This window comes from Micromonospora sp. NPDC004704 (assembly GCF_053601675.1).
Genome location: NZ_JBSGCD010000002.1, coordinates 233,632 through 255,034, shown reverse-complemented (window position 1 = coordinate 255,034; position 21,403 = coordinate 233,632). Strand labels below are relative to the sequence as shown.

General features: G+C 68.9%; 25 protein-coding genes. 11 read left to right on the top strand and 14 right to left on the bottom strand.

The features are described 5' to 3' along the window. Positions 1-29: 29 nt before the first annotated feature. Positions 30-659: a DUF899 domain-containing protein gene (locus ACWEFB_RS03410; RefSeq protein ID WP_452281797.1), complete on the top strand. Its 630-nt coding sequence runs from the start codon at positions 30-32 to the stop codon at positions 657-659. On the opposite strand, the gene ACWEFB_RS03405 is transcribed toward ACWEFB_RS03410, so the two are convergent. Together ACWEFB_RS03405 and ACWEFB_RS03400 are read right to left on the bottom strand one after the other, a co-directional pair. Beyond that, on the bottom strand, positions 656-1,879 hold the full coding sequence (locus tag ACWEFB_RS03405) for a PP2C family protein-serine/threonine phosphatase (protein WP_452281795.1): 1,224 nt from the start codon (positions 1,877-1,879) through the stop codon (positions 656-658). The two genes, ACWEFB_RS03410 and ACWEFB_RS03405, sit on opposite strands and share 4 nt — an antisense overlap. Before the next feature lie 147 nt (positions 1,880-2,026). After that, positions 2,027-2,890, bottom strand: coding sequence for an SDR family oxidoreductase (locus ACWEFB_RS03400; protein ID WP_452281792.1), 864 nt, complete (start codon positions 2,888-2,890; stop codon positions 2,027-2,029). Between the two features lie 129 nt (positions 2,891-3,019). On the opposite strand from ACWEFB_RS03400, the gene ACWEFB_RS03395 reads away from it, so the two are divergent. Continuing rightward, a complete protein-coding gene (locus ACWEFB_RS03395) occupies positions 3,020-3,400 on the top strand; it encodes a winged helix-turn-helix transcriptional regulator (RefSeq protein WP_452281790.1) in 381 nt (126 codons plus the stop codon). Positions 3,401-3,419: 19 nt separating this feature from the next. Here the strand turns inward: ACWEFB_RS03395 and ACWEFB_RS03390 are convergent, their stop codons facing one another. Continuing rightward, complete coding sequence (locus ACWEFB_RS03390) at positions 3,420-3,854, bottom strand: hypothetical protein (protein ID WP_452281788.1); 435 nt, start codon at positions 3,852-3,854, stop codon at positions 3,420-3,422. 188 nt (positions 3,855-4,042) lie between these two features. Between ACWEFB_RS03390 and ACWEFB_RS03385 the strand changes: the two genes are divergently transcribed. Beyond that, the gene (locus tag ACWEFB_RS03385; protein ID WP_452281786.1) at positions 4,043-4,366 is read left to right on the top strand and encodes a hypothetical protein; all 324 of its coding nucleotides are present in this window, start codon (positions 4,043-4,045) and stop codon (positions 4,364-4,366) included. A gap of 82 nt (positions 4,367-4,448) precedes the next feature. On the opposite strand, the gene ACWEFB_RS03380 is transcribed toward ACWEFB_RS03385, so the two are convergent. Beyond that, the gene (locus tag ACWEFB_RS03380; RefSeq protein ID WP_452281784.1) at positions 4,449-4,715 is read right to left on the bottom strand and encodes a hypothetical protein; all 267 of its coding nucleotides are present in this window, start codon (positions 4,713-4,715) and stop codon (positions 4,449-4,451) included. 136 nt (positions 4,716-4,851) lie between these two features. Here ACWEFB_RS03380 and ACWEFB_RS03375 point away from each other — a divergent pair, with 136 nt between their 5' ends. Further along, complete coding sequence (locus ACWEFB_RS03375; protein WP_452281782.1) at positions 4,852-5,643, top strand: maleylpyruvate isomerase family mycothiol-dependent enzyme; 792 nt, start codon at positions 4,852-4,854, stop codon at positions 5,641-5,643. 9 nt (positions 5,644-5,652) lie between these two features. On the opposite strand, the gene ACWEFB_RS03370 is transcribed toward ACWEFB_RS03375, so the two are convergent. Together ACWEFB_RS03370 and ACWEFB_RS03365 are read right to left on the bottom strand one after the other, a co-directional pair. Next, complete coding sequence (locus tag ACWEFB_RS03370; RefSeq protein WP_452281780.1) at positions 5,653-5,910, bottom strand: hypothetical protein; 258 nt, start codon at positions 5,908-5,910, stop codon at positions 5,653-5,655. Continuing rightward, on the bottom strand, positions 5,910-6,224 hold the full coding sequence (locus ACWEFB_RS03365) for a DivIVA domain-containing protein (protein WP_452281778.1): 315 nt from the start codon (positions 6,222-6,224) through the stop codon (positions 5,910-5,912). Before ACWEFB_RS03365 ends, ACWEFB_RS03370 begins: the two co-directional genes overlap by 1 nt. Before the next feature lie 338 nt (positions 6,225-6,562). Between ACWEFB_RS03365 and ACWEFB_RS03360 the strand changes: the two genes are divergently transcribed. The 4 genes from ACWEFB_RS03360 to ACWEFB_RS03345 all read left to right on the top strand — a co-directional run bounded on the left by ACWEFB_RS03360 (position 6,563) and on the right by ACWEFB_RS03345 (position 11,876). Continuing rightward, positions 6,563-7,444, top strand: a complete 882-nt coding sequence (locus tag ACWEFB_RS03360; RefSeq protein ID WP_452281776.1) for a helix-turn-helix domain-containing protein — start codon at positions 6,563-6,565, stop codon at positions 7,442-7,444. Then, positions 7,441-7,641 carry a DUF397 domain-containing protein gene (locus ACWEFB_RS03355; RefSeq protein ID WP_452281774.1) on the top strand — a complete coding sequence of 67 codons (201 nt, stop codon included), beginning with the start codon at positions 7,441-7,443 and terminating at the stop codon, positions 7,639-7,641. Before ACWEFB_RS03360 ends, ACWEFB_RS03355 begins: the two co-directional genes overlap by 4 nt. Before the next feature lie 238 nt (positions 7,642-7,879). Next, complete coding sequence (locus ACWEFB_RS03350; RefSeq protein WP_452281772.1) at positions 7,880-8,494, top strand: mobilome CxxCx(11)CxxC protein; 615 nt, start codon at positions 7,880-7,882, stop codon at positions 8,492-8,494. A gap of 286 nt (positions 8,495-8,780) precedes the next feature. Then, the gene (locus ACWEFB_RS03345) at positions 8,781-11,876 is read left to right on the top strand and encodes a DUF3427 domain-containing protein (protein WP_452281770.1); all 3,096 of its coding nucleotides are present in this window, start codon (positions 8,781-8,783) and stop codon (positions 11,874-11,876) included. Positions 11,877-11,892: 16 nt separating this feature from the next. Here the strand turns inward: ACWEFB_RS03345 and ACWEFB_RS03340 are convergent, their stop codons facing one another. Continuing rightward, positions 11,893-12,732: an NmrA family NAD(P)-binding protein gene (locus ACWEFB_RS03340; protein WP_452281768.1), complete on the bottom strand. Its 840-nt coding sequence runs from the start codon at positions 12,730-12,732 to the stop codon at positions 11,893-11,895. Positions 12,733-12,820: 88 nt separating this feature from the next. On the opposite strand from ACWEFB_RS03340, the gene ACWEFB_RS03335 reads away from it, so the two are divergent. Continuing rightward, positions 12,821-13,777 (top strand): AraC family transcriptional regulator, encoded by a 957-nt coding sequence (locus ACWEFB_RS03335; RefSeq protein ID WP_452281765.1) that lies wholly within the window; start codon positions 12,821-12,823, stop codon positions 13,775-13,777. Positions 13,778-13,807: 30 nt separating this feature from the next. On the opposite strand, the gene ACWEFB_RS03330 is transcribed toward ACWEFB_RS03335, so the two are convergent. From ACWEFB_RS03330 to ACWEFB_RS03320, 3 genes are all read right to left on the bottom strand, one after another. Beyond that, positions 13,808-14,758 carry a permease prefix domain 1-containing protein gene (locus ACWEFB_RS03330; RefSeq protein ID WP_452281763.1) on the bottom strand — a complete coding sequence of 317 codons (951 nt, stop codon included), beginning with the start codon at positions 14,756-14,758 and terminating at the stop codon, positions 13,808-13,810. Further along, complete coding sequence (locus ACWEFB_RS03325; RefSeq protein ID WP_452281761.1) at positions 14,755-15,096, bottom strand: PadR family transcriptional regulator; 342 nt, start codon at positions 15,094-15,096, stop codon at positions 14,755-14,757. Before ACWEFB_RS03325 ends, ACWEFB_RS03330 begins: the two co-directional genes overlap by 4 nt. Before the next feature lie 71 nt (positions 15,097-15,167). Continuing rightward, on the bottom strand, positions 15,168-15,611 hold the full coding sequence (locus tag ACWEFB_RS03320) for an EamA family transporter (RefSeq protein WP_452281759.1): 444 nt from the start codon (positions 15,609-15,611) through the stop codon (positions 15,168-15,170). Between the two features lie 38 nt (positions 15,612-15,649). Between ACWEFB_RS03320 and ACWEFB_RS03315 the strand changes: the two genes are divergently transcribed. Beyond that, positions 15,650-15,859 (top strand): hypothetical protein, encoded by a 210-nt coding sequence (locus tag ACWEFB_RS03315; protein WP_452281757.1) that lies wholly within the window; start codon positions 15,650-15,652, stop codon positions 15,857-15,859. Here ACWEFB_RS03315 and ACWEFB_RS03310 read toward each other — a convergent pair. Together ACWEFB_RS03310 and ACWEFB_RS03305 are read right to left on the bottom strand one after the other, a co-directional pair. Next, complete coding sequence (locus tag ACWEFB_RS03310; RefSeq protein WP_452281755.1) at positions 15,844-16,524, bottom strand: hypothetical protein; 681 nt, start codon at positions 16,522-16,524, stop codon at positions 15,844-15,846. The genes ACWEFB_RS03315 and ACWEFB_RS03310 overlap by 16 nt on opposite strands. A gap of 189 nt (positions 16,525-16,713) precedes the next feature. Next, complete coding sequence (locus tag ACWEFB_RS03305; RefSeq protein WP_452281753.1) at positions 16,714-17,457, bottom strand: maleylpyruvate isomerase family mycothiol-dependent enzyme; 744 nt, start codon at positions 17,455-17,457, stop codon at positions 16,714-16,716. 293 nt (positions 17,458-17,750) lie between these two features. On the opposite strand from ACWEFB_RS03305, the gene ACWEFB_RS03300 reads away from it, so the two are divergent. Beyond that, a complete protein-coding gene (locus ACWEFB_RS03300) occupies positions 17,751-18,557 on the top strand; it encodes a TIGR03084 family metal-binding protein (protein WP_452281751.1) in 807 nt (268 codons plus the stop codon). 54 nt (positions 18,558-18,611) lie between these two features. On the opposite strand, the gene ACWEFB_RS03295 is transcribed toward ACWEFB_RS03300, so the two are convergent. Next, entirely contained in the window at positions 18,612-20,270 is a 1,659-nt protein-coding gene (locus ACWEFB_RS03295; RefSeq protein WP_452281749.1) for an MFS transporter, read from the bottom strand. After that, on the bottom strand, positions 20,267-21,370 hold the full coding sequence (locus ACWEFB_RS03290) for a carboxymuconolactone decarboxylase family protein (RefSeq protein WP_452281747.1): 1,104 nt from the start codon (positions 21,368-21,370) through the stop codon (positions 20,267-20,269). Before ACWEFB_RS03290 ends, ACWEFB_RS03295 begins: the two co-directional genes overlap by 4 nt. Between the last annotated feature and the right edge of the window lie 33 nt (positions 21,371-21,403).

Below are 21,403 nucleotides of genomic sequence, written 5' to 3'. Positions count from 1 at the left end.
TTGTCGGACCCGGGCGCCACAATCGGCGGATGGAGAAACCCAGCATCGTTGCGCCCGAGCAGTGGCAGCAGGCCCGCGACGAACTGCTCAAGGCGGAAAAGGAAGCCACCCGCGCGCTGGACGCCCTCGCCGCCCGGCGCCGCCGACTGCCGATGGTCAAGTTCGACAACGGGTACGCCTTCGACACCCCGACCGGCACCAGGACGCTGCTCGACCTGTTCGAGGACCGGGGACAGTTGATCGTCTACCAGTTCATGGACAACGGGCCGAAGCACTTCTGTCCTGGCTGCACCTGGTTCACCAACAGCGTCCCGGTGACCGGGCTCGCCGGGCTGGCCGACCGGGGCGTCTCGTGGGTGACGGTGTCGAACATGCCGCTCGCCCAGATCGAGGCGTACAAGGCGAAGATGGGGTGGACGGTGCCGTTCGTGTCGTCGCGGGGCACGTCGTTTTCGGACGACTGTGGCGCCGGCCGCGGGTTCATGCTCAGTGTGTTCCTCCGCGACGGCGAGGACGTCTACCGGACGTACAACACCACGTCGCGGGGCGTGGACCGGCTCGTTTTCGTGAACAGCATGCTCGACCTGACCCCGTACGGGCGGCAGGAGGACTGGGAGGACTCGCCGGCCGGCTGGCCCCAGCACCCGACGTACGGCTAGGTCTGCCGGCGCTCGTCGGAGTACGGAAGGTGGGCGAGCGGGCTCCGGGGCGGTCGCCATTCGAGGAACACCGCCGTGGCGTCGTCCTGGAGTTCGTCCTTCTGGTGCGTGACAACCGCGCGTACGAGCCGGCGCATCGTCTCCGGTGTCGGCAGCTCGTCGTTGAGGGCCCGGTTGACGAAGTCGACGAGCCGGTCCACCCCGAACCGTTCCCCCTCGGCGCTGACCGCATCGGTCACCCCGTCGGTGTACGCGAGGACCCGGTCACCGGGATGCAGGTCCTCCTCGTGCACCTCCGGCCGGCGCGGCGACATGTGGCCGAGGCCCAGCGGTAGCGCGGTCGGGCCGGGCAGTTCCCGGATCGCGTGACCGTCGCGCAGCAGCAGGGCACCCGGATGACCAGCATTGATCATCCGTAGCCGACCGGTGTCCCGGTCCAGCTCGGCGAGCAGTGCCGTGGAGAAGAGGTTCGGGTGCTCGGAGCGGATCCACTTGTCGATGCTGAGCGCGGTGTCGACCAGGTCCAGGCCGCACCGACGGGCGTTGCGGTAGACGTTGACCACGAGCGAGGCGAGGGTGCTCGCCTTGATGCCGTGCCCGCAGGTGTCGAAGAGTCCGACGCTGAGCACGTTGCCGTTGAGGGCGTAGTCGAAGACGTCGCCGCCGACGTCGTAACAGGGTTCGAGGATGGCGGTGACCATCATGTCGTCGGTCGCGAACGTCAGCGGTGGCAGCAGCCCCCACACGATCTCGGCCGCGACCTGCATCGGGAGGCGTCGGCGCATCCGTTCGACCACGTCGCCGTACGGACGGCGGTTGACCAGGAGCTGGGCGACGCTGACGGAGAGTTCCCGGGCGGCGTCCTCCATGCCCGGGTCTTCGGTGGCCGGACAGACGATCTCGAGTACGCCCATCCGCTCGCACCCGACCAGCAGCGGCACCCACATCCGGTTCCCGCCGTCGACGGTCACCTGGACGTCGACGCCGCTGAACGCCCGGCCGGCGAGGGTCGCCTCGATCGACAGCACGTCCCGGTGCAGCCCGTTGCCGAGCATCGGTACGAGCTGGGTCTGCTGGTAGTCGGCCAGGTAGACGACGATCTCGGTGGCACCGATCGCCGGGGCGGCCCGGCTGATCAGGTCGGACAGGTCGTCCGGCCCGCCTCGCGGCGCGGTCAACTGGAGCCAGCGCACAGCATTGCCCGCGTCGACCACCACCACCCACCCTCCGTGTCTCCCCCACCGTAGGAGCCGGGTGGCAATCCCGCCAACCGGGCCGACGGGGATGCGGTCGGTGTCACCCGAGGGCGGTGACCGGCGCAGTCCCCGTCGGCCCGATGGCCGGCGTCATCGACCGGTTTCGACCGTTCAGCCGAGCTGCTTCAGCCCGGCGGCAACGGCGTCGGCGAGCGACGTGGTGGGACGGCCGAGCAGGCGGGACAGGTCCTTGCTGTCGGTGTACAGCTCACCCCGGAGCATGCCGACGCGGGAGTCCGCGTACACGTCGGCGACGACCTGGGGCAGGCCGACGCTGACCAGGAAGGCGGCGTACTCGGGTGCGGTGAGGTCGCGGTATTCGACCGTACGTCCGCTCTGTCGGCTGAGTTCGGCGGCCAGGTCGGTCATCGTCACGGCCGAGTCGCCACCCAGCTCGTACGCCTTGTTCTCGTGTCCTTCGCCGGTGAGCACGGCGGCGGCCGCGCCGGCGAAGTCGGCGCGGGTAGCGAGCGACAGGCGGGCGTCTCCGGAGGCGTCGACGATCGCGCCGTGCTCGAGGTTCTGGGCGAAACTGCCGGTGTAGAGGTCGAGGTAGAAGCCGTTGCGCAGGAACACGAAGGGAACGCCCGACTCACGGATGAACGCCTCGGTGGCCTGGTGCTCGCTGGCGAGGACGAGCTTGGCGGTGTCGGCGTTCAAAATGCTGGTGTACGCGAGCAGCCCGACGCCGGCCGCGCGGGCGGCGTCGACCACGTTGCGGTGCTGCGGTTCGCGCTGCCCGACATCGGTGCCCGAGATGAAGAGGATTTTGTCGGCGCCCTCGAACGCGGTGGCCAGGCTCGCGGGGTCGTTGTAGTCGGCGTGCCGGACCTGCACCCCGCGCTCGGCGAACCGGGCCGCCTTCTCCGGCGTCCGTACGGCGGCGACGATCTCCCCGGCGGGCACACCGCGCGCCAGCAGGTCTTCGATGACGATGGAACCGAGCTGGCCGGTGGCCCCGGTGACGACGATCATGCGTGACTCCTTGGAAGGATCAACTGACGAGTTGCCTCCCTGAAGAATGTACTAACTTTTCGAAAGTGCCGAGGAATAGTGAGCACCTTCACTAACGACAGCGCCCTGGTCGCGGCTACCGTAGTCACCATGGTTGACTCCACCCCCGCCGACGACGGGTACGACGGCGACGACGCGATGATCGCCGACGTCTTCGCCCGCGACTGCTCCTCCCGGCGCATCGTGGAGAACATGGCCGGCAAGTGGGGCATGCTCGCCCTGGCCGCGCTGCACGAGGGGTCGTACCGCTTCAACGCCCTGCGTCGCCGGGTCGACGGCGTCAGCGAGAAGATGCTCTCCCAGACCCTTCAGGGACTGGAACGCGACGGCCTGGTCCTGCGCGACGTACAGGCCACCATCCCCCCGCACGTCGAATACAGCCTGACCCCGTTCGGCGAACGCGTCGCCGCCAAGATTGTGGACCTGATTGAGCTGGTGCAGGACGAGGTCAACACCACCAGCGCCCGCTAGGTCCCCGACTTCCGGCTCATCAGTCGATCGATCCGGAGAGCTGTAGCTGGCCGGTGCCGTCACCGCCACCGGCGCCCTGGGTGAACAGCTTCCCGTCGACCGTGGCGACCGCCCTGACGTCTCCGGAGCCGTGCCGGACCACCAGCTTCCACGAGCCCGACTCGATCCGGAAGGTCTTCTCCCACGGCAGCGTCGCCGCCTTCTCCTCCACGGCCTCGCCGTTGACCTCGTAGCTGACGTTCTCCAGCTTGGCCGTCCCGGTCATCGAGAGGACCAGGGTGTGCGCCGCCCTGGGGACCTCCGTCGCGGGTGCCGAGGTGGGGGATTCCAGAGGGGCGTCCGTCGCGGATGCCGAGGCGCCCGGCGTTCCGGATTCCCCAGGGGCTTCGGTGCAGCCGGCGAGGGCGGTGAGCAGCAGCATCGAAACGGCGAGTCGGGCGGTGGCTGGCTTCATCGATTGCCTCACCAGTGTGGAGGGATGATCCGGAGTCGCCCGCTACGGTATCGAAGCTCGATGAACAATCAGGGCGAATGACAGTGATAAAGTCTGATTTCCCGTGCGCCCCTGTCCTGGGATCAGCCGTCCGGTCGCGCACCTGGTATCGGAGGAAAACCGTGGGCTACAGGGAACGACGAGCCGAGATGATCGCCGCCAAGGCGGCGCCGCATCTGGAGCCCGGCGAGCAGATCCAGACCGGATTCATGACGCTGACCGGCCGGGGAATCTTCACGGTGCCGGCGGAGACGTTCGTGGTCACCGACCGCGCGATCCTCGTCATCGCCCCCGGCGGGACACATCGTCTTCCGCGCAACTCCTGGTTCGGCAAGCCAACCGGTTTCTACTACCGGTTCCAGCTCGACCGCTCGTACAGGGTGCACCGGCAGTGGTACCAGGAAGTCATCGCCGCCGACGAGGCACTGCGCGAAATGCAGGCCCACGACGACCCGGCGACCGGCGAGCACTGATTTCAGTTTGCGCGGCGGTTCACCGCCGCATCCGGCGGGCACAGGGGCCTGGCATGTTCCGGACGCCCTGCCCCGACCGCGATCACACGGCCTGCACGAGCACACCCAGGCAGATGATCAGCCCCGCGGCGATGACGAAGTAGCGCCAGCGGGCGAGGGCCACACTCCGGTCAGGGTTCCGATAGGGCACTCCGGCGAAGGTCACGGCGATCCCCACGGGCGCCAGCGCCAGCCACGAGTCGTCGAAGTCGACGGTACGGAAGTACACGACAACCAGCAGCGCCCCGAGCGCAGATCCGCCGAGCAACGCCAACCAACCGGCCCGGTCGGGCTTCACGAACCGCGTCATCACCGTTCGGTACCCGCCGGCACCCGGACCGAACCGTACCGATCCTCGAACCCGACCCACCCACCAAGCTGGACCCCCGCCCCAGGCCCTTGAAAATGGGTTCCGGTTGTCGGAGCGGAGGTGGTAGACAGCCGTCGTGGCAAAGACCCTGGGGTTCCCCGCGCTGCTGCGGCTGATCGACGAACGCGCGACCGCCTTCCGCGCCGCGGTTTCGTCCGCGCCCAGCCTCGATCTACCGGTGCCGACCTGCCCCGGCTGGACGCTGCTGGACCTGGTGGAACACCTGGGCAAGGGCCAGCGCAAATGGGAGGCCGCCGTCAACGCTGGTCCGGCCGCCGCTCCCCCGGCGGAGTTCGCGCCGGACGGACTCGATCCCGCACCTCGGGAGCGCGAAGCCCTGCTGACCTGGTGGGACGACTCCACCGCGCGGCTACTGAAGGCGCTGCGCGAGGCCGGTCCGGATCGCGGCTGCTGGACGTGGTGGGGTGGGTCGGAGTCGCCGCAGACCGCCGGTGCCGTCGCCCGGCACCGGGTCCAGGAGGTCGCGGTCCACACCTACGACGCCCAGATCACCCAGGGCGCCCCGCACCCGCTACCGGAAGACGTGGCGCTCGACGGTGTGGACGAGTTCCTGACCACCTGCTGCGCGACCACGATCGCCTGGCCGCACAAGCCCGCCGACCTCGACTTCCACGCCATCGAGGGCCGCTCCTGGCGACTCTCGCTCGACGCCGAGGGTGCACGGACCAGCCGCCTCCCCAGCGCCACCGCCGCCGGCGAGGGCCCGGACGCGCCCGCCGCCTCCGCTCGGGCCACGGCCAGTGACGTGGTCCTCTGGCTCTACAACCGCATCCCGCTCGACTCCCTGGAGCTGCGCGGCGACGGACGCGTCTTCGACCTGCTCCGCGACTGGAACCCGGACGAGTAGGACGCCCGTTCAGCGCGTCAGGCGGCGGGCGCAGGGTCCGTCGTGGTCGGCGCGGAGCAGGCAGCGCCGGCCCGCACCCAGCAACCGGTCACAGAAAACCCGATGATGTACGCGCTGCTCGTCCTCGTACGACACGGTGATCTCGCCTGGGTCGAACAGCGGCAGCAGCCGCAGGGACCGACCCACCACCCGGGCCAGACGCTGGGCGCCGGCCAGGTCACGGGCAAGGACCGGCAGACGTACGACAAAGCGCTCCCGGTCGGCCATCAGTAGCGCTCCGAGACGTTCGCCGTACGGGATTGGCGCGACTGCCACTGACGCAGCGCAACCTTGACCCGGATCGTCTCGTCCCTGCTCTTGGCCAGTTCGTCGTAGAGGCCGGTCATGTCGGTGGCGACCCGATCCAGGAACTCCCCCACCTCGTCCGGGTCGAGCCCGCGCCGCCGCCCGAACAAACCGACCGTACGGAACCGCCGCCCGCGCACCTGCCACGGCCGCAACGGCGCGTACGCCCTGGACCGGTAGTGGACGCCCCTGCTCTCCTGATCGGTCCCACGAAACCGTGCCAAGAGGTTGCGCATTCCTGTGCCTGCCTTCCTGTTCGGATTGGGTCTGGAAGGGGTGGCCCGCCCGTCCGCCGCGAACGGGCGGACCACCCCGCCCCACCACCGCAGCCTCGATCGGCAGTACGACAGCAGGGCTGCTCATCGGTTGTGCGAGTCGAATTGATCAATGCCGCATGAAGATCAACAATCCACAGTGGTCATCGTCTTGGCAGCCATCCTGTGGCAGGATGATTCACGAGCGCAACGTTTCAGCAAAAGAAACCGCGCCAGCACATTGACTTCTTTTACTGCAACCGATAGGTGTTGCAGGAGCCACCCGACGAATGTTCAGTTTGGAACTGGGGAGCGATCAGATGCCCGAAGAGATCGGTTCGACCGTCCCGCGCCGCCAGCTCGGCCGGCTGCTGCGCCAGTACCGCACCGAGGCCCACGTGACGCTCGACGCGGCGGCCGAAGCGCTCGAATACAGCCGCCAGAAGATCTGGCGCATCGAGAGCGGCATGGGTGCCGTACGCGGCCTGGACGTCAAGGCGATGTGCGAGCTGTACAGCGTCTCCCCCGAGGTGACCGACGCCCTGCGCGGACTCGCCTCCGAGACGAAGTCGAAGGGCTGGTGGCACGCGTACGGCGACGCCGTCCCGAGCTGGTTCGAGCTGTACGTCGGCCTGGAGTCGGCCGCCTCCCGCCTACGCGGCTACGACGAGTCCCTGATCACCGGCATCCTCCAAACCAAGGAGTACGCCCAAGCCCTCTTCCGACCTCGTACGACCCTCAGCGACGAGGAACGCGAACGCATGATCGAGGTTCGGTTGCAGCGGCAGGCGCTGTTGACTCGTCGGCTACCGAAGCCACCTCGATTGGAGGCGATTCTCTCCGAGGCGGTGTTGCGTCGAGCCGTCGGCGGACCAGAGGTGATGGCCGCCCAACTCAGTCACCTGCTGCACGTGGCTGAGCTGCCGAACGTGCTGCTACGGGTCATGCCGCTGGCCGCCGGGCCGCACCCTGGCGCGGTCGCTGGGACCTTCATGGTCCTGGACTTCCCGCCCGAGAAGGGACGGGCTGTTCCCGAACCGTCCATCGTCTACAGCGAGTCCCTGACCGGGGCGCTCTACCTCGACAAGCCCGATGAGCTCGCCGCCTACGAGCGGGTGTGGAACGGCTTAGCCACGTTGGCCCTTGATGAGGGACAATCGAAGCGCATGATCAACCGGCTCGTTGGGGAGATGGCACCATGACTGACCTGAGCAGCGCAATCTGGCGCAAGAGCACCCGCAGTGGCGACAACGGCGGCGCCTGCGTAGAGGTCGCCACCAACCTGCCCGGCGTCGTGGCCGTACGCGACAGCAAAGATCCAACCGGCCCGAGCCTTGCCTTCACCCCCAGCCAGTGGTCCACCTTCACCAGCACCACGAAAGGACACTCCTTTGTCTAAGTGCCTCGAAGGCTGATTTCTTCGGTGTCACCCTCGGTATCAGTAGCGAACCAAGGCCCCTGCTGGATGAATACTGTGCACCTTCTGGGCTACCAACGCAACAGCAAGCCGGTGGTGGAACTAGCCTAAAAGACGATGTTTTGTCTCATCCAGTTCGCGGACACCTTAAGCACATCGGCCGGACGACATGGCCCGATAGCCATGGTGCATGACATCGATCCCTGACACACTGCTCGTCGTGCCCGACACGCATACCCACGATATTCAGAAGATCGAGCTAGGTTCCCTGAAGCAGGAGATTTGGGACCGCGCTCTCCACGCGCATGCCACAGCATTCATCTTCGAGCAGCGGGCACGCCGACTCAAACGACGACTACGATGGCTTACATTCGTCGCACAGATCGTGCCCGTGGTCGTGGGCGGCTTGGCGCTCGCCTATGGGGCGGGATTCCCTCTCCTCGGGGCCGCCGTGGCGATAGGGGCCGCCGTGGGTCTTCTTCAGTTAATTGTCTCAACGTGGTCAGTCGTCTCTGGTTGGGTTGAATCCTATGGCTATGCAAGCACTTCGCTTGTAGATAACCAACGCCTAGCACGCGATTTCAAACAACTGGGCGAAGATACAACCAGTGCCACTGAAAGCATCCGTCACCGTGCCGACATCCTGAGGGCAATCGATGACGCACGCCAAGCACAGGACTACGGACAGGACATAAGCAACGAAGAAAAGCGGATAGGCATGCGAGCCGCGCTCCGCGAACGACAGGCCAAGTGCGCAGGCTGCCAGCACGTCCCGACAGACATGAATTCCACGAAGTGTGGCGTTTGCGGAGACTTTAAGATCCGCAAGATCTAGCACCGAAAGGCAAGAGGGCAATGGATTCAGAAACAGCGATGGTCGTCAGAGGCTTTCTCGCACTCAGCCTAGCGCAGCGCAATGAATTTGTTCGGGTTGCCAACGATGTGCTCAACAACCGAACCACTGAAAGAAAAGCAACATTAGAATCGGAACACATCATTAGGGTCAACACTGGCCCCGTCGCAAGGACATGCGGTTGCTGCGGTCGATAGTGCCTATAGTATTCGTTCGGCTTCTAATTGCAGGAACAGCGGGTGGGCGTACGGGTGGTTAGGTTGCTGGGGTGACTGAGCTGGGGCGGGGGATTTACGAGCACCTGATCACGTACGGGCTGGCTGGTCAGCTCGACGGGATCGGGTCTGAGCTGGTGGAACGTACGGATCTGGATCCGGCGGACGCGCACGAGGTGTTGGGGCGGCACATCGCCGCGTTGACCACTCGGGCGCTGCGTGCGGTCAGCGGCTCCGACAGGGAAAGTCTCGCCCGGCAGGTGGCGATCGCTAACCAGATCGCCGAGACGATCGCGTCGATCGAGCCACGGGCCGTCGACACCGCCGACCAGGTCACCGACGTCCACAAGCTCCTCACCGCCATCGCGGACCCGCCCACCCCACCAGCGAAGCCGACCTTTCCCGTACGTCCGCGCACTCCCCTGTCCACCGGGGCGCTGCTGGTCAACGGGCGGCACCAGCCCCGCATCGGGCACGAGGTGGCGACCGAGATGGCGTCGGCCGACGAGGTCGACCTGCTCTGCGCGTTCATCAAGTGGTACGGGCTGCGCCTGGTCGAGCGCCCCATCCGGGAACTGATCGAACGTGGTGGCCGGGTCAGGGTCATCACCACCACCTACCTCGGCGCCACGGACCAGCGGGCCCTGGACCGGCTGGTCGAGTTGGGCGCCGAGGTCAAGGTCTCCTACGAGACCCGGACCACCCGCCTCCACGCCAAGGCGTGGCTGTTCCGCCGCCACAACGGGGCCAGCACCGCGTACGTCGGGTCCTCGAATCTCTCGAAGGCGGCGCTGGTCGACGGCCTGGAGTGGAACATCCGGGTCTCCAACCTCGAACAACCCTCGGTCATCGACACGTTCGAGGCGACCTTCACCGATTATTGGAGCGACCCGGCGTTCGAGCCGTACCACCCGGCCGAGGACCGGGAGCGGCTGCGTCGGGCGTTGTCGCACGAGCACACCGGCAGCGGCACGATCAGCGAACCCGACGTCGAGATCACCAACATCGACGTCCGACCGTACGGGTACCAGCGGGAGATCCTGTCCGACCTGGCCGCCGAGCGGCTGGTCCACGGGCGGCACCGCAACCTGGTGGTGATGGCGACCGGCACCGGCAAGACCATTGTCGCCGCCCTCGACTACCGGGAGCTGCGCCAACGCGGGACCGTCGAGTCGCTGCTGTTCGTCGCCCACCAGGAGCAGATCCTGCGGCAGAGCCGATCGGTCTTCCGGCACGTGCTCCGCGACGGGAGTTTCGGTGAGGTCCTGGTCGGGGGCGAGCAACCGACGCAGTGGCGGCACGTTTTCGCCTCGATCCAGTCGCTACAGCGGCGGGACATCGACCCGACCAGGTACGACATGGTGATCGTGGACGAGTTCCATCATGCCGAGGCGCCGACGTACGCCCGGTTGTTGGAGCGCGTGGCTCCTCGCGTACTCCTTGGGCTGACGGCAACGCCCGACCGGGCCGACGGCGGCGACGTGCGGCGGTGGTTCGACGGACGCACGGCCGTTGAGCTGCACCTGTGGGAGGCACTGGAGCGGCAACTGCTCGCGCCGTTCCAGTATTTCGGGCTGCACGACGAGGTTGACCTGTCGACGCTGACGTGGAAACGCGGGCAGGGTTACGAGACCGCCGACCTGGACCGGGTCTACACCGGCAACGACGCCCGCGCCCGCTACATCCTGCAAGCCGTGGCCAACAAGGTCGACGTGAGCACTATGCGGGCGCTCGGGTTCTGCGTCAGCATCGGGCACGCCGAGTTCATGGCCGAATGGTTCACCCGGGCCGGTGTGCCTGCTCGGGCGGTGACGTCGCGGGTCGATGCCGCGGGCCGCCGCGCGCTGATCGACGCGTTCAAACGCCGGGAGGTACGGGTCCTCTTCACCGTCGACCTGTTCAACGAGGGCGTCGACCTGCCGATGGTCGACACGATCCTGATGCTCCGCCCGACCGAGAGCGCCACCATTTTCCTTCAGCAGCTCGGCCGTGGGCTGCGCCTGGACGACAACAAAGCGTGCCTGACCGTGCTCGACTTCATCGGCGGGCAGCATGCCAACTTCCGCTTCGACCTCCGCTGGCGGGCGTTGACCGGGGTCAGCCGGCGGGCGATCGAAGTCGCCGTACGCGAAGACTTCCCCACCCTGCCCAGCGGCTGCCACGTGGAGCTTGACCGGGTCGCCAAGGAGATCGTGCTGGCGAACCTGCGCAACGCGCTGCCCAGCTCGACCAAAAACCTGACCTCGGAGCTGCGGGCGCTCGGGGACGTCAGCCTGGCCGAATACCTGCACGAGACCGGGTTGGAGGTCGAAGACCTCTACCGGCGTAAGAACATGGGTGGCTGGGTGGGGCTGCGTCGGCTCGCCGGGTTGGAGACTCGCCCGCCCGGCCCGGAAGACAGGGTCCTCGGACCGGCGATCGGTCGGATGCTTCACCTGGACGACCAGGACCGGCTCGGTCTGCTCCGGCAGCTCGCCTCCGGTGAAACGCCGGCACCGGGACGGCTGGCCGACCTGATGCACCTCAACCTCTGGGGGCCGAAGGTGCCGGCGAGCGAACGGGAACAGCGGCTGATCCGGCTCTGGTCGGAGCACCCGGACCGGCAGGCCGAGTTGGGGCAGCTCTACGAGGTGCTGCGGGAACGGATGCACCGGGTGGTCGGCCCTCCCGCTTCGGCGGCCGTTCCGTTGCGGGTGCACGCGAGGTACAGCCGCAACGAGGTGTTGGCGGCGTTCGGCGTACCGGATCCGGGGTCGATGCGGGAGGGGGTGAAGTGGGTCGAGGCCGAGCAGGCCGACATCTTCTTCGTCACGCTGGTCAAGTCGGAGCAGCACTACTCCCCCACCACCATGTACGCGGACAGGGCCATCGCCCCGGACCTGTTCCAGTGGGAGTCGCAGAGCACCACCTCGGCACTGTCACCGACCGGGCAGCGCTACATCAACCACGCCAAGCGCGGATCGACCGTGCACCTGTTCGTCCGCGAGACCAAGGAACGTGACGGCGACCTGGGGGTGCCGGCCTACCTGTACGCGGGAGCGATGGTCTACGAACGGCACACCGGTGACCGGCCGATGAGGATCTTCTGGCGGCTCGACCATGAGCTGCCGGCCGACGTGTTCCATGCTGCGCGGGTGATCGCCGCCTGACCGGCTTCCGGGGCGGTTACGACCAGGCGCCGGCCGCAGCGGCCCGAGCGGCGTACGTGTCGAAGTCGATCGGGTCGCGGCCGAGGAGTCGCCGTACGGTGTCGGTCGGTTCGGCGAGGTGTCCGGCGCGCATTCCGGCGAACAGGACGTCGAGGGCGGCGGCGGCCTCCTCGGAATAGCCTTCGGCCAGGAGTTCGGTCCGGTACTCCTCCGGGGTCAACTCGTCGTACCGGATGGTTCGCCCGGCCGCCTCGGCGATTGTCGCCACCGCCGCGCCGAAGGTGAGTGCGCGGGGGCCGGAGAGGTCGTACACCTGGCCCTGATGGTCGTCCGAGGTCGTCGTCAGCAGCAGGGCGGCGACGTCGGCGACGTCCTGGGCGTCGACGAACGGTTCCGGGGTGGCACCGATCGGCAGGGCAAGCCGGCCGTCGCGCAGCGGTTGGTGGAACAGGTCCTCGTCGAAGTTCTGGTTGAAGTTGTTCGGCCGGATGATCGTCCATTCGGCGCCGGATTCGCGTACGGCCTGCTCCCCGGCGACCATGCCCGGGGAGAAGTCGCCCTCGATCCGGTCGATTCCGCGTCCGGACAGTGCCAGGAAACGGCTGACGCCGAGTTTTGCCGCCAGGGTGACGAAGGTGTCGGCGTCGGCGGGTTCCTCCGGGGCCATCAGATAGACCGCCGAGACGCCCTCCACGGCCGGTTGCCAGGTGTTCGGATCCGTCCAGTCGAACCGGACCTCACCGGAACGGGAGGCAGCCCGGACCCGCCTGTTCGCGTTCCGGAGCGTACGCACCAGCCGGCGTCCGATCTTGCCGGTGCCGCCGATGACGAGGATGTCGTTCGCGCCTGTTGTCATGCTCACCAGTCAACCGGCGTGACCACCGACCGGACATGGCCAGCCGTACGCCGGGCATGTTCGATCGTCCGCGACCTATGGTGAGGTCATGGACCCGTTCGACGATCTGCTGCGCGGCGTACGCGCGGACGGCGCCGCGTTCGGCCGGTCGGTGCTGTCGCCGCCGGGGGCCCTCCGGTTCGTCGGCGGCGCACCCCTGACCCTGTGCGTGCCGCTGCGCGGCGAGGGTTGGATCAGCCACCCGGCAAGCGAGAAGCCCCGTCAGGTACGGCTCGGTGAGGCGGTTGTCGTACGTGGACCGGAGCCGTTTGTGTTCTCCACCGAACCCCTGTCGGAGTTCCGGCCCGGCCAGGTCCGGGACGTGCACTGCGGGCAGTCGCGGGTGACCGGGTCACCGGACGTCGATCCGGCCGAGCGGTCCGTGCTGCTGGCCGGGGCGTACCACGTCCAGGGTCGGGCGCCGCAGCGGCTGCTGGGGGTGCTTCCGCCCGTACTGGTCGCGACGGACGACCATGACTGCGCGTCGCTTCGGGACTACCTGGACTCGCAGCTCGGTGCGTGCCGACCGGGTCGGCAGATCGTCCTGGACCGGATGCTGGACTGGCTACTGGTCTGCACCCTGCGGGACTGGTTCGACCAGCCGGGCGCCGAGCCGCCCGACTGGTATCGGGCACTGGGTGACGACACGGTGGGGCTCGTGTTGCGGGCCATGCACGAGGCACCGGACCAACCGTGGACCCTCGCGTCGCTGGCCGCCCGAGCCGGGGTGTCCCGTACGACGCTGGCGAAACGGTTCACTGAGCTGGTGGGTGAGCCTCCGCTGACGTACCTGACGGACTGGCGGATGACGCTCGCCGCGGACCTGCTGACCGGGTCAACCGCGACAGTTTCCGCCGTGGCGCACCAGGTCGGGTACGCGGACGCGTTCGGCTTCAGCGCGGCCTTTAAGCGGATCCACGGGATGAGTCCGACCGCGCACCGCCGGCTCGCCCATTCCGTGCCCGCCACACACCGAACCGCCACCCCGGCCACGTCTGGTACGTGACGGGGGTGGCGGCCGGTCGGGCCGGGTGGGTCAGGCGGTGCGGCGCCGGGTCTTGATGATGCTGTCGATGATGTCCCAGACGGTGATGACGGCAATCCCGACGGTGATGGAGGTGGCGAGGGTGCTGAGGTTGTCGCCCTCGCCGAGCCAGTCGAGGTGTCCGACGAAGGCCGGGCTGAGCAGTTGGTCGTTGAGCAGGAGCCAGGCCAGCGGTACGGCGAAGGCCAGGTTGAGCAGCACCTTGCCGCCGACCAGGGCCCAGGTCCAGTGCCCGACGCGGTACTTGACGATCTCGAAGCCCGCGCTGATCACCAGCACACCGATCAGGACCGGAAGCCACGAGGTCCACAACGCCGGGTCGATGATCGGGATGTTGGTCCCGTTGTCGGTTTCCAGCCACGAGTGGAAGTGCTGCAGGACCAGGTAGGCGATGGTCAGCCCGATCGTGAAGACCGCGGCGATGGCGTCGGTGAGGCCGATCTCCCGCTTCACCGGTACGGCGGGGAGCTGGTCGACGTTCCACTCGGGCAGGCCGAGCGGGGTGTTGGTGCGTTCGGCGATGGCGAATCCGAGGGTCACCCAGAAGGTGATCTGGACCGCGACCTCGATCGCGACGCCGATCCCGGAGCCGATCGCCCCACCGATCTTCCCGTCGTCGGCGGCGTCGACGATCGCGACCACGGTCCCGACGATCGCCGGTACGAAGCTGAGCAGCGTCTTCAGCAGCTTGGCCCAGTGCAGGTAGTACTTCGGGCCGATGAGCTGGAGCCTGCGGTCGGCGTACCGGGCGGCGAGGCGGTCAGGGTTGCCGAGTTCGGTGAGGACCTCCCGTTCGGCGGCGGCGGGGTCCTGTCCGTTGCCGGCCCGGTCCTCGATCATGTCTTCGATCGACCCGCGCAGCTCGGCGGCGATCTCGTCGCGCCGCTGCGCGGGTACGGAGGTCAGGGTCGCGGCGAGGTAGCGGTCGGTCAGGGAGTTCATCGGTCGGCTCCTTCAATCAGCCCGGTCATCGAGGTCTGGATGGCGGCGAGGTCGTCGAGGAGTCGGCCCAGGATGGTCTCCCCGTCCTCGCTGGTGCGGTAGAACTTGCGCGGTCGGCTCTCGTCGGTGTTCCACTCGCTGGTCAGCAGGCCCTGTTCCTCAAGGCGACGCAGCAGCGGGTAGAGGGTGTTCGCGTCGACCGGGAAGCCGTGGTCGGTCAACCGTTGGAGCAGGGCGTAGCCGTAGCCGGGTTGGCGGAGTGCGACCAGGCTCGCTGCGACCACCGTGCCCCGTCGGAGTTCCTGGAGGTGCGTCCGGAGGATGTCATCGCTCGGCATGCGTCAAACTATAGTGTGTGGCACACACTGTTGTCCAGCAAGACATCGTTGCCTCCGCCAAGGACATTGGGTCAGCCCCGGCCCAGGGCTCCCACCTGCTGTTCCTCCTGATCGGGTGCCGGAGCGGGTGGCGGCACCGGACCGGGCGACGCGGGAGCGGGCAGCGCCTGCCGGGTGCGGGTCGGGCCGACGCCGACGAGCACCACCGCCATGCCGGCCAGGATGCGCGGGTTGAGCCGTTCGTCGAGGACCAGCGCGGCGAGGGCCACCGAGACGACCGGCAGCAGGTAGCCGACGGTGGCGGCGGTGACCGGGCCCTCGGTGGCGATGAGCCGGGCGTTGAGGTGGAACGTGACCCCCGTACCCAGGGTGCCGAGCACGACGACCGCGACGATCGCGGTCAGGGTGGGTGTCGACGGGCCGGCCGAGCCAGCGGGCAGGGTGAGCGTGGTGAGGCGAAGCCGAACCGGAGGCCGGTCACCACAGCGGGCGCGGGTGGCGGCGGACCACGCCACCGCACAGGGCTTCGTCGGCGTCGGACCCGGCGTCGGAGATGGGACTGGGCAACCGCCACCCCGCCGTTGTCGTACGCCGGGTTCGCAACCCGGTCCCGGTGCGAATCATCTACGCCGCCGTACGGGAGTCGTCACCGGACCGGCCGGCGCTGCACGGCCTGCTCGACGCGCTGCGGGCGGCGGCGACGGCGAACGCCCGGCCGGGAGGTCCCGGCCGGGCGTCCGGAACGGATCAGCAGCCGAGGTAGAGCCGCGCCTGGAACCGTACGGAGCCGGACGGCGGGGTGTCGAAGCAGCCGATGGTGCCCGCCTCCATCACGGAGAAGGTGGTGTAGCTCGTCAGGCCGCCGACCTGGAACCAGGTCGGGTGCGTGGTGGTCCCGCCCGACTGGAGCCGGTAGCACTGGTACTCGAGCCAGGTGCCGGCCACCGCCCTGGTCCCCTTGTACAGGCCGTAGTAGCCGGGCGCGGAGAAGTTCCAGGTGTCGGTGACCGACGTGCTGTTCGTGGTCGAGGTGGTCGTCTGGACGGTGAAGCCCACCTTCGCCGCGACCTCGACGAGGCCGAGCGTTCCCTTCGTGCTGATCTCGGTGCTCTGCCCGACCTGCGTGGTCACCTGGGTCACCGTCTCGAGCGTCTCGGTGTGCTCGCCCGTGGTGCCGGCGGTGATGTGGATCGCGAGGAAGTGGGTCAGCGTGGGGTTCACCTCGGCCGCGTTGACGACGAAGGCCGTCTCGCCGAGGTTGGCCGTGGTGCAGGGCTTGTCCGGCTTGGGGTACTGCGGGATGAGCGGGCCACCTCCCCCACGGTCGGCCGAGGCCGGCCCTCCGGCCGCGGCGACGAGCATGCCCGCGACCAGGGCGACAGCCCCGACTCGCAGGGCACGGTGGAATCCCGTACGGGACAGGCGCATGTCCGCTCCTGACTCGGTTGTGCACAGTGGACCGATTGCGATCATCATCGAGCGACCGATCAAGCTCCGCAACGATTTCTCACCGCGCCAACCGCACAATGAAGCTTTTCCGGCCATCCGCCCGGTACGAGAGCGAACGGCGGATAGTCCGCCGGGTACCCAGCTTTCGGACAGCCGACGACGGGCCACCTAACCGGTCACGGAACCCGGTCCGACCGCGTCGCGGGACCGACGCTCCCGTGGTGGCGGGCTGAGCACCACGTCGACCACCCGGCCCAGCCGCTGCATGGCCGGCGTCCTCGTCGCCGAGGTCAACCGCTCGCGCAGCACCGGCACCCCGTCACCGGTCAGCTCGTCCAGCGCCGGGATCCTGCCGCCCATCGCCAGCACCAGCGGCTCGGCGTCGCCGCGTACGACCGCGCCGGTGCCGTGGTCCCAGCCAGCGTCGTCGGCCACCAGACGCAGCCCGCGCAGCCGCCCGCCCAGCGCGAATCCGGGCGACGGCTTCGCCGCGAGATGCTGGTACGCCACCCACAACCGTTCCTCGGAAAGGATTCGCGGAATACCGAGCGGGCGCCGGATGTCGAGATCGTGCAGAACGATGTCGGCGAGCACCGGATCGTATCCCGATCGGGGAATCGTCGTACGCGACGACGCGTTCCGGCGCAGTTGTTCGATCAGCGTGTCGGAGCCGCGTTTCGCGTACCAGCGGGTGAGGGTGACGTTGACCCGGTCGAGGTCCGCCCCGGTGGCCGCGATGCCCAGGTAGAGCTTGACCTGACCGAACCGCAGGAAGCTGACCAGGTGCGCGGCGATGTCGTGCATCGTCCACCCCGTACACAGGCTCGGGGTGCGCAACTGGTCGACGGTCAGGCCGGCGAGCAGGTCCGCGGCCCGTCGACGCTCGTCGACAATCATGTCGTAGACCCGCATTTCCCGACCGTAGGACAGATTGCCGGGCCGGCCTTCTTCCATCGTGCCGAATCCGCGATCGTCGGCCGGGCCCATTCGAATCGGGGCCGAATCGTGCGGAATGGCGACTCCGCATGCACAGAGAAGACAGCGCAGGTCGGCCGAGGCGAAGCTTGATCGGACTGCATCAATGGAGCGGTCGGCGTGCTCAGCGCCTCGCCGTGTCGCGAGGGTGACCGGGCGGGCCGGTGCCTCGGCGGGCCCGGTCCGTCCCCTTCGGACCGGAAGCCGGCCGACAGTGAGAGGAGACACGCGTGACAACACCGGAGAATGTGATCCCCGCCTTGATAGCCGACGGAAACGACGTCGACGGTCTGCTGGCGGACCTCGACGACGCCCAGTGGGGGCTGCCCACCCCGTCGGAGGGGTGGACGATCGCCCACCAGGTCGCCCACCTGGCCGCGACCTTCCACCTGGCCGCGATGGCCGCGTCACAGCCCGAAGGGTTCGTGGCCATGACGAAGCAGTTGAGCCCCGACTTCGGGGCCAACGTCGACGCGGCGATGGCACCGTTCCTCGCCGCGCCACCGCAGGTCCTGCTCGGGCACTGGCGGTCCGAACGGGCGAACGCGGAACAGGCGTTGGCGTCGGTGCCGGCCGGCAAGGTCGTACCGTGGCTGGTCCGGCCGCTGCCCGCGCCGGTTCTCGCCGCCGCCGGAATGATGGAGTTGTTCGGGCACGGTCAGGACATCGCCGACGCGCTCGGCGTACGGCGGGAATTCACCGACCGGATCGCCCACCTGGTCGGGTTCGCGGTCCGGACCTGGGACTTCGGCTACCTGTCCCGGAACCTGACCCCGCCGGAGGTGGAGTTCCGGTTCGAGCTCACCCTGCCGTCGGGGGCGCCGTTCGTGAGCGGCCCGGAGAACGCCGAGCAGCGGATCACCGGCCCGTCCGTCGACTTCTGCCTCCTGGTCACCCGGCGCCGCCACCGCGACGACCTGGACCTGGTCGCCACCGGCCCCGACGCCGAACAGTGGCTCAACATCGCCCAGGCCTACCGAGGCCCCGCCGGCCCCGGCCGCCGCCCCGGCCAATTCGCCACCGCCCACCGCCCCTAGCCGAAGGCACACCGCGACGATCTTGCACTTGTGGTGGTAAACAAACCCCAACAATCAACGCGATTCGGGGCACCACAAGTGCAAGATCGTCGGCAGGGGTGGGGCTAGGGGCGGCGGGGGGGGCATGAACGTGGCTAGCAGGGCGCCGAGGAGTAGGACGGTGGCTACCACGGTCAGGGTTGGGCGGGCTGCGGCTAGCAGGGCGTCGCCGAAGGCGTCGGCGGCTGAGCGTTCGACCTGTTCGGCCAGGGGCGGGGGGAGGTGGTCGGGGACGGTGAAACCGCCCTGTTGGCCGCTGCCGAGACGCAGGCCGTGCTCGGTCGCGTCGGCGAAACCGGCCACGAATCCCGGCCGCGCTTCCGGTGGCAGCAGACCCGCCTGGTGCTGCGCGGAGTCGTGCAACGAGGCGACGAGCCGGTTCTGGAGCACCGCACCGATCACGGCGGCACCGAGCGCCGCGCCGACCTGGCGGGCCGTGTTGAGCACCCCGGAGGCGGCACCGGCCTGGGCGGGGACGATGCCGCGCATCGCCTCGGTGGTGGTCGGTGCGATCGCCGCGCCCATCCCGATGCCGATCAGGACCAGGGGCGCGAAGAACACCCACACGCCCGAGTCCCGCGCCGGCAGGTACGCCATGCCCAGCACCCCGAGCGCGAACGCGGCCAGCCCGAACACGAGCAGGATCCGGCCGCCGAGCCGGTCGGCGAGCCGTCCCGCCACCGGGGCCACCGCGCTGAGCGTGATCGTCCACGGCAGCGCGGCGAGGCCGGACATCAGCGGGGTCATGCCGTACAGGGTCTGGGTTTCGATGACGAAGACGAGCAGGAACCCGTAGAGGGCGAACGAGGTGATCAGGGTGATCACGGTGGGGATCGCGTACCCGCGGTCGCGCAGCAGCCCGAGCGGTACGAGCGGTTCGGGCTGGCGCCGTTCCCAGAGCACGAAGAGCCCGAGGAGCAGACCGGCGGCGAGCAGGACCAGGGGGACCGTGACCGGGCCGACGATCGTGCCCCAGTGGTGCCGCTCCCCCTCGACCAGCGCGTACACCAGGCCGCTGAGGCCGAGAGTGGCCAGGACCAGCCCGACCGGGTCGAAACTCTTCGGTCGCGGCTGGCGCAGGTCCGGTACGAACCGCAGGGCCAGCGCGATACCGGCCAGGCTGAGCGGCACGTTGACGTAGAAGATCCACTGCCACCCGAGGTGGGTGACGATCAGGCCACCGGCCGTCGGTCCGCTGACCGCGGCGATGCCGGCGACGGCGGTGAAGATCCCGAACGCCGCACCCCGACGGGCCGGCGGGAAGATCGCGGAGAGCAGCACCAGCGCCTGCGGCAGCAACGCCGCCGCGCCGATGCCCTGGAGCACCCGCGCGGCGATGAGCTGCCCCGGGCTCTGCGCCGCGCCGCAGAGCAGTGAGGCGAGCGCGAAGACACCGAGCCCGGCGACGAACACCGTACGCGGGCCGACCAGGTCACCGAGCCGGCCGAAGACGATCAGCAGGGTGGACAGTGCCAGCAGGTACCCGTTGAGGACCCACAGCACCGTGCCAATCCCGGTGTCGAGCGAGCTCATCATGACCGGCGCGGCGGTGTTGACGATGCTCGTGTCGAGCAGGATCAGGAAGTTGCCCAGGCAGAGCACGGCGAGCGCGGCCCACGGGTTGACCGGCCTGGGCGTGGTCGTACTCCGGGGTGCCGGTCGGGTGGTGGTCATGCTTCGAGGTGCCGCGCGGCCGGGGGCGGGGTCGTACCGGCGGGGGTCAGCTTCGTACTGACCTGCCGGGCCGCGGCCAGGCTCGCCCACGAGGTGAACTCGATCAGCGTGTCCTCGCCGGGATGGGCCCGCCGGAACGCGTCGACCAGTTCCGAGCTGACCTGCGCGGAGGCGAAGGCGGTCACCAGCCCCAGCCGGGCCGCCGGGCGTTCCGCCTCCGGCAGGCCCGCCACGGCGGCGTCGGCCCAGACCCGGGCGCTGAGCCCCGGCGGTTCGGCGGCCGGGTCGGCGAGGCGTTCCAGGATCAGCGCCCGGGCGCCGGCCGGCACCGTCGGGGCGCCGGCGTCGATCGCGGCGTACGCGCGGGCGAAGGCGTCGGAGACGGTCGCGTCACCGGCGGCCCAGTGCAGGTCCGCCGGGGGCGGGGCCGCCGGCAGCAACCGGAGCGAGTCGCCCGGTTCGACCGTACGGCGGGCCAGCGCACCCATCAGCCAGGCGGCGACCCGGCGTACGCCCGGCAGGGCGGGACCGGGAATGCCGGCCGGCAGCAACGAGTCGACGAGGAAGACGTTCACCATCCGGTTGATGTAGTGGAACGTCACCGCGACCCCGATCAGCTCGGGCGCCTCCTCCGGAGTGAACGGCACCGGCCCGGCGGGGATGGACGTACCGAGGCCGGAGGCGCCGGCCCAGAGGGCGATCGCGCGCAGGCGGGGATCGGTCACGTCGTCCCACCGCTGCTCGGCCACTGCCGTTGCCGACTCGCCCCGGAGCAGTCCGCGCAGCGTGGCCCCGTGCACCTCCACGCAGTACGGGCACCGGTTCGCCACCGACACCGCGGCGGCGACCGCCTCCTTCGCCTCCCGGGTCGCCCTCCCCTGGGCGAGCAGCGCCTCGCGCAGCATCAGCCAGCACGCGGCGAGTGCGTCGGGCGCCGGTGAGTGCAGGCTGATCGGGGGTGCGAGCATGCCGAAGTCCCGCTCGACCTGCCGGTACACCTGGGCGACCAACCCGGTCGCGGCCAGTGGCGGGACCGCCTGGACGTGCCGTACGTGTGCGGTGGCCGGGCGGCGCGTCGCCCGTTCGATCAACCCACTCATGCGGGTTCCCTTCCGATCAGGAGCGGGTAGAGG